General features: G+C 66.4%; 11 protein-coding genes and 1 pseudogene. 4 read left to right on the top strand and 8 right to left on the bottom strand.

All coding sequences use genetic code 11. From position 1 onward, the window contains the following. The first annotated feature begins 914 nt into the window (after positions 1-914). Both ACLJPY_RS36875 and ACLJPY_RS36870 read left to right on the top strand, forming a co-directional pair. Positions 915-1,808 carry an MBL fold metallo-hydrolase gene (locus ACLJPY_RS36875; protein WP_410595622.1) on the top strand — a complete coding sequence of 298 codons (894 nt, stop codon included), beginning with the start codon at positions 915-917 and terminating at the stop codon, positions 1,806-1,808. Between the two features lie 149 nt (positions 1,809-1,957). Beyond that, positions 1,958-2,893, top strand: coding sequence for a helix-turn-helix transcriptional regulator (locus tag ACLJPY_RS36870; RefSeq protein ID WP_410595621.1), 936 nt, complete (start codon positions 1,958-1,960; stop codon positions 2,891-2,893). A 148-nt stretch (positions 2,894-3,041) separates the two neighbouring features. On the opposite strand, the gene ACLJPY_RS36865 is transcribed toward ACLJPY_RS36870, so the two are convergent. Genes ACLJPY_RS36865 through ACLJPY_RS36850 form a run of 4 tightly spaced genes read right to left on the bottom strand, consistent with a single transcriptional unit; the run spans position 3,042 to position 7,310 of the window. Further along, positions 3,042-4,148 carry an alanine racemase gene (locus tag ACLJPY_RS36865; RefSeq protein WP_410595620.1) on the bottom strand — a complete coding sequence of 369 codons (1,107 nt, stop codon included), beginning with the start codon at positions 4,146-4,148 and terminating at the stop codon, positions 3,042-3,044. After that, positions 4,145-4,930 (bottom strand): dienelactone hydrolase family protein, encoded by a 786-nt coding sequence (locus tag ACLJPY_RS36860; RefSeq protein WP_410595619.1) that lies wholly within the window; start codon positions 4,928-4,930, stop codon positions 4,145-4,147. Before ACLJPY_RS36860 ends, ACLJPY_RS36865 begins: the two co-directional genes overlap by 4 nt. Positions 4,931-4,962: 32 nt before the next feature. Next, positions 4,963-6,570 carry an N-acyl-D-amino-acid deacylase family protein gene (locus ACLJPY_RS36855; protein WP_410595618.1) on the bottom strand — a complete coding sequence of 536 codons (1,608 nt, stop codon included), beginning with the start codon at positions 6,568-6,570 and terminating at the stop codon, positions 4,963-4,965. Between the two features lie 2 nt (positions 6,571-6,572). Continuing rightward, the gene (locus tag ACLJPY_RS36850) at positions 6,573-7,310 is read right to left on the bottom strand and encodes a hypothetical protein (protein ID WP_410595617.1); all 738 of its coding nucleotides are present in this window, start codon (positions 7,308-7,310) and stop codon (positions 6,573-6,575) included. An 85-nt stretch (positions 7,311-7,395) separates the two neighbouring features. On the opposite strand from ACLJPY_RS36850, the gene ACLJPY_RS36845 reads away from it, so the two are divergent. Continuing rightward, the gene (locus ACLJPY_RS36845) at positions 7,396-8,388 is read left to right on the top strand and encodes an Lrp/AsnC family transcriptional regulator (protein WP_410595659.1); all 993 of its coding nucleotides are present in this window, start codon (positions 7,396-7,398) and stop codon (positions 8,386-8,388) included. A gap of 47 nt (positions 8,389-8,435) precedes the next feature. Here the strand turns inward: ACLJPY_RS36845 and ACLJPY_RS36840 are convergent. The 3 genes and pseudogenes from ACLJPY_RS36840 to ACLJPY_RS36830 all read right to left on the bottom strand — a co-directional run. Beyond that, a pseudogene (locus ACLJPY_RS36840) lies at positions 8,436-8,636 on the bottom strand (diiron oxygenase); the annotation flags it as partial. A 29-nt stretch (positions 8,637-8,665) separates the two neighbouring features. Next, positions 8,666-8,893 (bottom strand): NUDIX domain-containing protein, encoded by a 228-nt coding sequence (locus tag ACLJPY_RS36835; RefSeq protein ID WP_410595655.1) that lies wholly within the window; start codon positions 8,891-8,893, stop codon positions 8,666-8,668. Further along, positions 8,890-9,789 (bottom strand): LysR family transcriptional regulator, encoded by a 900-nt coding sequence (locus ACLJPY_RS36830; protein ID WP_410595616.1) that lies wholly within the window; start codon positions 9,787-9,789, stop codon positions 8,890-8,892. The genes ACLJPY_RS36835 and ACLJPY_RS36830 overlap by 4 nt, the downstream gene beginning before the upstream one ends. 80 nt (positions 9,790-9,869) lie before the next feature. Here ACLJPY_RS36830 and ACLJPY_RS36825 point away from each other — a divergent pair, with 80 nt between their 5' ends. Further along, on the top strand, positions 9,870-10,472 hold the full coding sequence (locus tag ACLJPY_RS36825; RefSeq protein ID WP_410595615.1) for a LysE family translocator: 603 nt from the start codon (positions 9,870-9,872) through the stop codon (positions 10,470-10,472). 1,205 nt (positions 10,473-11,677) lie between these two features. On the opposite strand, the gene ACLJPY_RS36820 is transcribed toward ACLJPY_RS36825, so the two are convergent. Further along, complete coding sequence (locus tag ACLJPY_RS36820) at positions 11,678-12,274, bottom strand: SDR family NAD(P)-dependent oxidoreductase (RefSeq protein WP_410595614.1); 597 nt, start codon at positions 12,272-12,274, stop codon at positions 11,678-11,680. Between the last annotated feature and the right edge of the window lie 36 nt (positions 12,275-12,310).

Genomic DNA, 12,310 nt, shown 5'->3' with positions numbered 1-12,310 from the left:
AGCGGAGGCCAAGTCCCGATGGTGGACCGCTACCCTGACGAGGGTGCCGTCCCCCTTGGCAACGATGAGCAGCCGTAGTCGGCGTAGTGCGCGAAGACCTCGGGCGCCGTGACGACGATCGTCGTGAGCGACACCGCGTGGCCTTGAGGTTGCCGGCGAGCTGTTCAGCGGACCCGGCGTGAACAACGGATCCCAGCACCAACGGCATGGCGAGCACAGCGGTGACAAAGACACCTTTCACGCCGGAGAAACGCAGATTCATCGGTGGCCTCTCACTCGGTACGATGTGATTCATGTTGTGACGACCGCAGGCCAGACAACATGATGCGTCGCGATCCTTGGTTTCAAGCCAACGCGGTTCGCGCGGTGCACTGAGCCGATCATGCGTTACCTGACGACGGATAGCCTGACCTTGACAGGGTCACCCTTGGCCGGCTGCCTCCGGTTGCCCTACACTCACCACCGAACCGGACGCCGCAGCGTGTGCGGGCGCGCAATCGCGACCCAGGTCACCGTCGCGGAACCCGATCCAACAGCCGGTTGCGCCGGACAACACCGACGGATCCTTTACTTCCTCTACGCCACCGGCTCCGCAGACCTGACCGGCGTATGGCGGCTGCGTTGGGCGAGACGCTAGGGCGCATCACAGCGCTGTGCACTAACAACCTGCCCACCGTCTGACTCTAATCAGAGTCGGCTGTTCATCGCCGACGCGGTGCTCGGCGACTCGTGGTGTATGTGTCGGCCAGTGACGGGCTCGACCGCTCCCTGCTGAACCAGAGGCGAGTGTGAGGGGCGGTGTCCCGGCATTGATCGCTGAAGACTTCAAGGAGTGGCGGTCTCACCAATCCTCGGGCTTGCCCCACACTCGCAGGGTCAGGCAGACACCGCGGCGCCGGTCCATACTTTACTTCATGGCAACCTTGACGCTCGGATCTGTCGACGTTACCCAGGTCCTGGAGTACTCAGGCGCGACCCGGCCACCGGAGGCGATGTTCCCGGGACTCGACCGCACCACCTGGCGGGAGCACCAGGACTGGCTGACACCCGCCTTCTGGAACCCGGCCACCGACCTGCTCCAAACCTACGTACAGACCTGGGTCCTGCGCACCGTCGACGAGACGATCCTTGTCGACACCGGCGTCGGCAATCACAAGCCACGGCCGGGGGCACCCGCATTCGACCAACTCGACACCGACTTTCTCACCCGACTGCAGGCCGCCGGTGTCTTCGCGGAAGACGTGACCACCGTTGTCCTCACACACCTGCACGCCGATCACGTCGGCTGGAACACCCGCCTCTTCGACGGCGACTGGGTGCCGACGTTCCCGAATGCCACGTACCTTCTAGCCCGGGCGGACTTCGAGTATTGGCACCCGGACAGCAGCCACCGGCCGCGTCTCGCTGCGGCTAACGAGGGCGTCTTCTACGACAGCATCCAGCCGGTGGAGAGAGCCGGTCAGCTTCGCCTGTGGGAGGGCGAACTTAAGCTGGGCCACGGGCTTTGCCTCGAAGCCGCGCCCGGCCACACACCGGGCTCCGCGATCCTGTCTCTACAGTCAGGCCGGGATAATGCCCTGTTCGTCGGTGACCTGCTGCACAACCCGATTCAGATAGTGGCGCCGGACCTGAGCAGCTGCTTCTGCGAGAACCCGTCGGCGGCGAGCGCGACCCGGCGGCGCACCCTAGCCCGGGCCGCCGGGGACCACGCTCTGGTGTTCCCGGCGCACTTGGGTGGCGGACTCGCGGTGGAGGTCGCTCAGGTCGGGCCCAGCTTCGCTGTGCGACGCTGGGGCTTCGAGCAGTGACGGGCCGCGTGGTCCGAAGAAGTCAGCCCGAAGCCAGGTCGCCGGGAACGCGATCGCTACACTCCGCGAGCTTCGTCTTGGCGGTCCTCGAGGCTACCCACGCTCACAGAATTAGGCAGACACCGCGGCGCAGATCCATACTTGACTCCATGAACATCAAGTCGGAGTTCGGACGGTTCCTGCAGACACGCCGTGGGCAGCTGCAGCCAGCGGACGTCGGGCTGCCGATGTACGACCAGCGGCGGCGAGTTCCAGGCCTGCGTCGCGACGAACTCGCTGAGCTGGCAGGAGTGAGCGAGTCGTACTACACCCGACTTGAGCAGGGCCGGTCGTCCAATGCTTCACCCGAGGTGCTCGACGCGCTTGCCTGTACTCTGCGGCTCGACGAGACCGAACGGCGCCACCTGCACGACCTTGCCGGCACCGCACGACAGAGCCGCAAGGTACGGCCTCGCCGACTGGCACCGGAGCAGTTGAACGCGGCCACGCGGCAACTTCTCGACGTCCTCGGGGGCGTTCCGGCCGTCGTCCTCAACCGCAACAGCGACGTGCTCGCATGGAACCCCACCGGGCATACATTGTTCGCCGGCCACCTCGACCCGCGCAGTCCCGATCAGCCGGGCCGACGCCCAAACACCGCGCGCATGGTGTTCCTCGACGCCCGTGTCCGCGACCTCTACGACGACTGGCCCAAAAAAGCCCGCGACGTTGTGGGGAAGCTACGCTTCGCCGTCGGTCAATACCCAGACGACCCGGCACTTGTCGAGCTGATCGACGAACTGGTCACGCGCAGCACGGAATTCACCGCGCTCTGGTCAGAGCATCGGGTACGAGACTGGGACATCGCAACGCACCGGATGCACCATCCGCTGGTCGGCCCGGTGGACGTTATCCAGCAGGCGATGCCACTCCCGAAAAGTCGCGGGCAACGGATCGTCATTGTCACCACTGAACCCGACTCCCCGTCGCGCGCCGCACTGACCCTCTTGGCTCAGCTTTCTACTTCGAGCGTCGAGCACCAAGAATCAATCCAGAAGCCCGCATATCCGGGCTCGTCGAACGCGTGGATCACTTCCCGCACGTAGCCTCCGGCCGCGACGCTCGATCACCGTCACGCGGGACTGTGCGAAATCCCGCTTCGTCCCCTCGGGCAGGTGCGGGAAGAATGATGGTTGCCGGGTACGGAGCACGAAAAGATGTCTCACCGCCAGATAACGCAAGACAGCGGCTACATCAAGGCCGGACGTATGAATGGCCCGTCCCGATCACGTGACTGTTCCGGGTCAAGCTGAACTCGTCCCATCTGCTGAAAGCCGAGCATGGGTGAGAAACGCCCAGCTCGACCACATCAGTCACCTGTAATCCACGAGCACCGATGACAACCGCGTGATGGTCGTAAAGCGTCTCGATGCGGCCCTCAATGTCCGTGCTAAGCAGCTCATTGGCGGCCGAGCCGGCTGCGAGCAGTACCGGTAATCCCGCGTCATGTGGCAGTTCACGTTTGCCTGCCCCGAGCACCACCGTGCCCGGCTCGGGTGCCGAGATCACCTCGGCTCGGACCGTGATCGCCGGTCTCAAGCCAGCAAGTGGACTCACGCCGGCGTACGTCCCGTGGTCGTGCGTCACGTAGCATCCCGACCGCAGCGCCAGAGCGCCCTCCGGCACGAGTCTGGCTACCTCGGCCACGACGAGGTCAGGGAAGGCCGAGCCTCCCATCGACAGCACCGGAGATGAAGTCTCGTACTCCCCCGCCAGCTCGACGAAAGTTTCCGCCGTGCGACGGCAGTGCTCGCGCACCGCGTCGGTGACGGCTTCGTCACGTGAATTCGGGACAACTCCTTCGTAGCCCGCGACACCGGCGAGCCGCAGTCCCGAACTGGCCAGCACCCTGCCGGCAAGCGACCGTGCCGCCGGCTTGTCCCGCACTCCCGTTCGGCCGCCGCGGACGCCGACGTCGAGCAGGACCGGCAGCGGTGCCCAAGTAAAGACCCGCTGTGCCACCTCAATCCCCTCCAGCGAATCCACGAAGCATGTGACGTCGGCGCCCTGCTCCATCCAGTCCTTGATTTCTCGCAAAGCGAGAACATTGACGACTTCGTTCGCGATGAGGAGCGAACGGTATCCCCACGAAAGCACCGTCCGGGCCTGGGCGACGGTCGCGACGGTGAGCCGAGCGGCTCCTGCCTCCACTTGTAGGCGCACGATCTCCGGGGCCATGGTGGTCTTGACGTGGGGTTCGAGCGCAGCGCCGTGTGACGCCGCCCACGCGGCCATCAGCGCGGCGTTGTGCTCGACCGCGCCAACGTCCACCCTCAGCCAGGGATACCGCCCCACCGTCATACGCCGTGCTCGCGCAGCCAGCCGAGTGCGCGAGCCCAGGCGACGGGCGCGTCGGTGGCGCTGTATTCGTCGCGGTAGTCGGCGAAGAACCCGTGGGCGGCCCCCGGGAACACGACGAACTCGACCTCGGGAGCCGGCGTCGCCCGCGCCGCCAGTGCTAACCGCATCGCCTCCACGGTCGCTTCCGGGATGACAGCGTCTTTGCCGGCGTACAAGCCGAGCACCGGGGTGCGGAGCTCGCCGACCAAGTCGATCGGGTGCCTCGGAAACAGCGCCCGGTCTGGTTGGAGGTTGCTAACGGAGTCATCGAGCACGCCGTACCACGACACCGCGGCGGCGAACTGACGGCGAGCCGCGAACAGCCACGTCCACCGTGCGCCCCACGAGAACCCGTTGACGCCGACGCGGGTGGCATCGCCACCGTGGGCCGTGGCCCAATGGAGCACGGCGTCGAGGTCGGACATGACCTGCTCGTCCGGAATGCGCTGGAGCAGTTCGGTGACGAGTCGGTCCACGTCGGCGAAGTCGTCCGGGTCGCCTTGCGGGGCCATGAGGTCCGCAGCGATGGCCAGGTAGCCCTCGTGCGCGAATCGCCGGGTCACGTCTTCGAGGTACGGGTGCAGGCCGAACGACTCGGACAGCACCAGCACCACCGGCAGAGTGCCGGTCCCCTCCGGGCGCGCGACGTAAGCGGGCACATCGTGGCCGCTGCCCGGGATCGCCACACGGGACGTCGCCAGGCCGGCTGGACTGGTGTGGATCACGGTAGTCGCCGCGGTCATGCTGACAGGCTGCGGGTACCGCTCGAGGGGTTTCACTCGTTGCATGGGGTTTCTCCTAAGTTGGCGCGACGAAGGCGACGGCCGGCTCGTAGGCCAGTCACCTCGCCGCTTTCGAATGCAATCCGGCCGTTGACAACGACCAGCTCGATGCCGGCCGAGATCAGGGTGGGCGCGGTGAACGTGGCGCGGTCGGCGACCGTCGTCGGGTCGAACAGGACGACATCGGCCGCCGCGCCGGCGACGATGACTCCGCGGCCTGGTAACCCGAACGCCGAAGCCGTGCGAGACGTCATCTTCGCGATCGCTTCCTCCCACGACAGGAGACCGAACTCGCGGACGTAACGGGCGAGTACCCGAGTGAAGGTGCCGAAGCCGCGGGGGTGCGGCTTGCCACCGCCTCCCGGTGGCGCACCGTCGGAGCCGATGAGCGCCCGGGGATGCAGGAGCGCATCGGTGACGTCGGTGGCCGACATGGCAAAGACACTCATCCAGGCGGTCAGCTCACTGGCGACGAGCAGGTCGGTCAGCACGCGGAATGGGTGCTGACGCCGCTGCTCTGCGAGCTCGGCGAGCGTCCGGCCCTCGACGTCCGCGTTCCCCGCGCTGGCGACGAGCACCCGGTCCCAGCCGGAGCCGGCAACCCAGTTCTCCCAGCTGCCGTCGTCGGCCGCAATGTCGTGTTCCGCGCGTCGCAGGACCTCGGGATCCCGCAGCCGTTCCATGGTCGCCGCATGCCCATCGGCGTGGAACCACGGCGGCAGGCAGGCCGACAACAGCGTGCTGTTGGCTTCGTACGGGTAGACGTCATGGTGGACGCGGATTCCCTCGGCCCACGCCTCGTCCATGAGCCGCAGTGCTTGCTTCACCGACCCCCACGCCGACCGTCCGGCCGCCTTGAGGTGCGACACCTGCAGCCGGCACCCGGCCCGGCGCGCCACCTCGATCGCCTCGCTAACGCCGTCAAGCAGCCGGCCGCCCTCGTTGCGCAAATGGCTGGCGTACACGCTTCCCGGCGGCAGTACGCCGGCGAGAGTGGCAAGCTCATCCGCGTCGGCGTACATGCCCGGTGGGTAGATGAGACCGGACGACAACCCGGCCGCCCCCGCGTCGAGCGCAGCGGACAGCTCGGCCTTCATTTGGGTCAACTCATCCGCGGTAGGCCGCCGATCGGCCGTACCCAGCACCGCGGCCCGGATCACGTGGTGGCCGGCCAACGGCCGGACATTCGTCGGATAGCCGCGAGCGTCCGAAGTTCCGTACAGCTCGTCCACGGTGGACCAGTCATAGGGAAGGTCCGGAAAGAGCCGTCCGCACAGGCGCTCGATCTCGGCGCGCCGGCCGGGTGGGCAGGGTGCCGGGGAGAAGCCGCAGTTTCCGATCACCTCGGTGGTGACGCCCTGGCTGAGCTTGGCGGCGTCGATGCCGGTCAGGAACGGCGCGTTGTCGGCATGAGAATGAGCATCAAGGAAACCGGGGGCCAGCACGAGCCCGTCGGCGTCCACGACACGGTCGGCGTCGCGAAGCTGCCCGCGCTCAGCCGTCATGGCTATTTTGCCGTCTGCGAGCAGCACATCGGAGGCCGTGGCCGGCGAACCGGTACCATCAATCACTGTTGCGCCGCGGATCAGGGTCGTGGGCATCGTCAGAACTTGCCGTTGTCGTTTCGCCACTCGGCGCGCGGCGGGATCCGTTCGAGCACATCCCAGTGCTCGGCGACGAGCCCGTCTTCGACGCGGAAGAGATCGTAGAAGGCGGTGTGCTCGCCCGCAAGTCGACCCTCCGCCATGGTCAGGCAGAAGTCACCGTCTCCGAGCGTCCGGTGCAAGGCCGTGTATTCGACGTCGGCGGCCGAGGACCACCACGGCTTGGCGGGGTCGACGTCGGGGTGGTGCTCGACGTATCCCGCACCAACCGGCTCCGGGGTCTGCCCCCGCAGCAACGCGCCGACAAAGGCGGCTGCCACCAGCTTGGTCTCACCGGTGCGGGCCGGATCGCCGCGCTCAACGGTGCCGTCGGTCATGCCGTGCCCGACGAGCGGCTGCAGATTGTCCCAGTGTTCGACAATGCGCCCGTCTTCCCAGCGGTGCACCTCGAAGCCGACGACTTCACCCATCGGCGCGAGAAAGTACTCGAGATGGGCGAAGCTAATGTCGCCATCCTCGAACGTCCGGAGCGGACGCACTCGGCTGCTTCCCGCCGGCAACGAGTCGAGGAACTCGAGCAAGGCACCGAAACCATCACCGAGGGCGAGATTGTGCTGCACGTAACGCCGGGAGTCGAAGTAGGCCAGGGGAAACCGGTCCCCCGACTCGATGCTCTGCTGGATCGCTGCGGTCCGCTCGCGGAGCGGCGGAGCGGTCACTCGCTTGTCGGTGGTCACGAAGTAATCGTGCGCGGCATCCGCGTCCGGGCGTGTATTCTGAAGGAATTCTCTATTCAGACGTCTCCTCTTGATGGATCTCGATATGCAACTGACAGAACGCGACCTCGAACTGGTCGACGCCGTCCAGGTCAACCCGCGGGCCGGTTGGTCGTCGATCGCCGAACCGCTGGGTTTCTCGGCCGTCACGGCCGCGCGCCGGTGGGCCGCACTGGCAGCTGAAGGCGCGGTGTGGACTGGTGCTGTGATGGGGCCGCTGCTCTTCCGCGGCGCCGTGCTCGAGTTCGCCTGCCATCCCGGTTCGATAGACCCGCTCATCGACGCGCTGAACGCCATGCCCGACGTGCTCACGGTCGGCCGCACCGCGGGCGAGTTTGACGTATACGCGCTGACCGCCGCCCCGACAACGAGAGCGCTGATCAATTCGTTGAGCGGGCGATTCGCCGAGCTCCCGGCAGAACGGCTGCGGGCCCGCGCGTACACCCGCGTGCACGGCGGCCCACAGTGGCGGCTGAACGTCCTCAACCCCACCCAGTCCGCCCAGGTCCGCGCCTCTGGCCAGTCACGGCGGGACGTCACCGAGCTCACCGCCGCTGACCGGGCTCTCTACTTCGCTTTGGCCCACGACGCGCGGCGCTCTTACGCCAACCTCGCGGACGACCTTTCGACGCCACCGCAAGTGGTCCGGCGCCGCCTGGAGCTTTTACGCGGCTCGGGCTGGCTAAGCCTGCGCGCCGACCTGGCGCGGCCGCTGGCAGGCTGGCCGCTGGCCGCGCTGGTCTGGCTCGCGGTCCCACACCCGGCCCGGTCGCAGGTCGCTCGCGACCTCGGGGCTCGGGCCGCGATCCGTTTCTGCGCGAGCACCGTCTCACGAGCCAACTTGGTGGCAATCGTGAACTTGCGCGCTCCCGAAGAACTAGACGAGCTACTCGGCGCCCTGTCGGCCGACCTGCCATCGCTCGTCGTCTGCGAGTACCGGCTGATCTTGCGCCTGCACAAGGTGAACGGACACATCCTCGACGTCGAGGGCCGGTCCGTCCGACTGGTACCCGTCGACCCGTGGACGACGCAGCGATGATCGCGGCGCTGCCCTACGCGGCAGCCAGCCAGCGCTCCGCGTCGGGCGAGCTCCTCGCTGATGGAGAAATGGCACATTTCGTCCCGCCAGCACAGGGCGGCGGTCACGCTGTTCAGTGGCTGGACGTTCTTGAGGTCAGCCACGAGCTTGGGGTATGCGTCGATCGACACCTCCGTCACCGTCATGTGTGCCAGGCTGAGGAGGCGCCGTTGCCACTCCGTCCCCTGTACCTCGGGCTCGCAGCTCACGTTCTTGGCGACCGCGACTGCAGTCCCGATCACAGCCCGGTCGGGAAGCCAAGTTGACCCGATCGTGAAACCCTTCTGCTGACTGCGCGGAAACCGGTCTCTTCCGGCAGTTCGCGCATCGTCGCCCGCTCGATCGATTCCCGCGATTTGACTGCCCCGCCCCGGAGAGCCCTGGTCGGGCTCTCACCCGCCTTATTTCGGCACACCAGCAGAGGCCGGCCATCCCGCGCCACGACCACGCCAACTCCGATGATCATCCGCACTCGGCCGGATCTGCTTGCCGCCGGGCGCCTGACGCCGAGGTGCCGGTCAAAGTTTCGGTGATCCGGTGTGCGAGGTCTTCGACCGCGGCGTTCGCCGGGCGGGAAGAGAATCGGAGATCGACTCCGATGAGTGGCAGCTCCGGTAGGTCTGGGCCAGGAGGAATGACATGCAGGTCGGCGGGTACGCAGGACTCCAACGCAACCGTCACCGCCAGATCCATGCGCGCGGTGGCAAGTGCCGCTTCGAACGTCCCGTTCTCGAACAGTGACCGCCACGGTGCCGAGTGCGCGCGCAGGGCGTTCAGCACGAGCGGCCGGAAGGCGCAGGCGTCCGACACGAGCGAGACTGGCAACGGGGTCGCTCGATGCGCGATCCCTCCGGGGGCGCCCGCCCACACTAGCCGCTCTGCGCGGAGGTGCCGGGCCGGTGAGCCGACGGGGACCTCGACAACCGCGAGATCGACCGTCCCCTCCTCGACTGCGGTCAAGAGTTCAGTCGACGAAGCACAGGCGAGCGACAACTCGACGTCGGGGTGATCGGTGGCGAACGAGCTGATGGCCGGCGGAAGCAACGTTCCGACGAGATCGAACGGAACGCCGAGCCGGACCCGGCCGGCCATCCTGTTCGTCGTCATCTCCGCTCGGATTTCGTCGTGCAGGCTCAGCAGCGACTGTGCGCGGCCGAGCAGTCGATCACCGTCACGGGTGAGTCGTAGACCTCGGCGGTCCCGGACGAACAGCGTGCAGCCCAGTTTGGACTCCAGCCTGTTCATCTGCTGGCTGACCGCACCTTGAGTGATCTTCAGCACGTTGCCCGCCGAGGTCATGCTTCCTCGCTGAGCGACGAGGACGAAGGTGCGCAGCAAAGCCAGGTCGAGATCAGTGGACACAACCATCATCATACTTACTAATGCACTTCAGTAGAAACATTAGGCTTGCTTCGAATATGCTCAGCGCCCAGGCTGGCGCCATGAAAGTAGAGGGAATTATCGCTCTTGCCGGGTTCGCCCTGGTCGCGACAATCACCCCCGGCGGGGCAACGGCCATCGCGACGGCTTCGGGCGCACACTTCGGACTTCGGCGGTCCGTGCCGGTGCTCGGAGGAATCGCCGCCGCCTTGGCGGTGATGGCCGCCTCGGCTGCGGCCGGACTCGGCGGGCTCCTGCTCGCGGTCCCCCTGCTCCGAGTGGCACTGAAAGTCCTGGGAACCGTGTACTTGATTTGGCTGGCGGTTCGCACAGCTCGCAGCGGCTCACCCCGCACCTCGGAGAACGGTGAGCAGCCGATCAGCTTCTGGGGCGGAGTTGTGCTGCTACTCTACAACCCGAAGGGGTGGGCCATGACGGCCAGCGCCGCGGCATCGTTCGCGTCGCTCTTAGCCAGTCCAGGCTTTCTCGCGGCCTTGTTCGGGTCGGTCTTCGCCGTCGCCGCTTCGGTATCCCTCCTGGTGTGGTGCTTGCTCGGTGTCGTGCTCGCACGGCTGCTCAAGTCTTCACGACAGTGGCGGGCACTCAATCTGATCTTGGCCCTACTGTTGGTAGTGTCCGTGGTGCCGATCTGGCTGGAAGGATAACCGGGAGCCGAGCCGTCGGCCGCGCAGAAAAAACTCGGGCAGAAGCAAGGGCCCGCAATCAAGATTCCCCAAGGCGACCGGTACCCAGGGTCCGGGCACAAACCGGCTGACCGGGGAGGTGATTGTTCCTCAGTGGAGCGTAGGGGTCCGTGCGCTGCGCACGTTGCCCGGCGCCGCACCACCCGCCGATGTCCAGGACGCGATTCAGATCACCTGCGAACTCAACTTGTCGGCGCTGTCCCGCGAGAACAGGTCGATACGGTGCGCACGGCCGGCGACGGACAGCGATGAGCCCCTCGACGGCCGTGCACCTGTTCGTCCGTTCCGATCGCAGCGATGTGTCAGGAGTGAGGTCGCCTCGAAACGAGACCGACGGTCCCGAGCACTACCGCGAAGATTCCCACCACCCCGATGACCATCGGTACCACTATGACGTGCCCGGCGCTGGTCGTCTGCCAGATGGCGTCGAGGATTGCGATCGCACCCAGAGCGAGGTAAACGACGGACAACGCTTTGCTCGACGGGACGATGGATCCTGAACGCATGAGAAACCTCCATGTTGTGATTACCCACTCGCCCGGAAGGTTCCCCTTCCTGAACGGAATTAACCCTCGAAAGATCGGAGACTCAATTTCGTTGAAGCCGCAATGGCGAGGAAATACTATTGTGCACTTTTGGGAACTGCTTCCAGTCTGGCGCCGCGTCCTGGCGGAACTCCATGACCACGTGAGCGCCGGCTACCGCGAGATCCGGGACGGGCACCTCCCCGGCGCAAGCACCGTCCAGTTGCACGCACATGCGCCGTCCGCTCGGCCGAGTTCCAGCTCCAATCCGCTGATTGCCATTGCGAGAGCCAGAACACTTCGACAGGACTGGGCGACACGGCCCGACCCACAGCGCCGTTCAGGCGCCGCAGTGTGCCGACCGAAGACATCAGTCGCTGACACGACCTTCCTGTGCCACCACCAGCAGGTCCCGAGTCCAACCGCTTTGAGTGTGTCCCGCCAGAACCGGTCCTGGACGGCTGCCACGATCTCCGAGCCGTCCTGCGAAGGGTCGATGGTGACCCGGTAAGGACGCCGCCCGGACAAGGTGTCGACGATCTGGACGACCCGCCTCGGCCGGGTCAGCGTCGGCCGGCTCCAAAGAGTTCGTGGCCGCCAGCACGGCGTCTCGGAGTCCCGCGGACGGCCCCCTCGGCGTGCTCAACCGCGACGGCACGATCGTCTGACTCCATGGTGTTGGCGAAGTTTGCTGCCGAAGGCAAAGACCCCGGGCACCACGATGGAAGTCTCGATGCCCCATCTGGCCAACTCGCCCGCATAGGCGATGGTGAGCTGTTCCATGCCAGCCTTGGCGGCAAAGTAGCCGGGGAGGTACGGCGACCAGTTGCCCCGCACGCCGGACATCGAAACCCACAGCGGGAGGCCGGACCTGGCTCGGCGCAGGTGCGGGCAAGCAGCGCGGTTGAGCCGTCGCGTGCCCAGCGTGTTAACGTCGTACAAGTGCACGAGCTGCTCGTCGGTGAACGATCCCGCCGGCCCGAAACTCATGTACCTGGCGTTGTGGACGACGACATCGAGCCAGCCCTGCTCGGCGATGATCTTTTCGATCGCCGCGCCGACGGACGCGTCGCTGACGACGTCAAGTTCCACCAGCCGCAGGTCCAGTTGCTCCTCCTGCGTGACGGCCCGAAGGTCCGTCGTCGCGGCGATGTCCGGGTCCACCGTGTGCAATCCCGCGTACGCGGTGTGCCCGGCGCAGGCGAGGCCGCGCCTAGCTTGGCGGCGAGCCGACTTCACAGAACAGGTAAACAGGCCTCAAGTATGAGCAAAAGC

It is taken from the genome of Amycolatopsis sp. lyj-23 (assembly GCF_046549135.1).
Taxonomy (GTDB): Bacteria; Actinomycetota; Actinomycetes; order Mycobacteriales; family Pseudonocardiaceae; genus Amycolatopsis.
The sequence above is the reverse complement of the archived record's forward strand: the minus strand, read 5'-3'. Positions and strand labels throughout refer to the sequence as shown.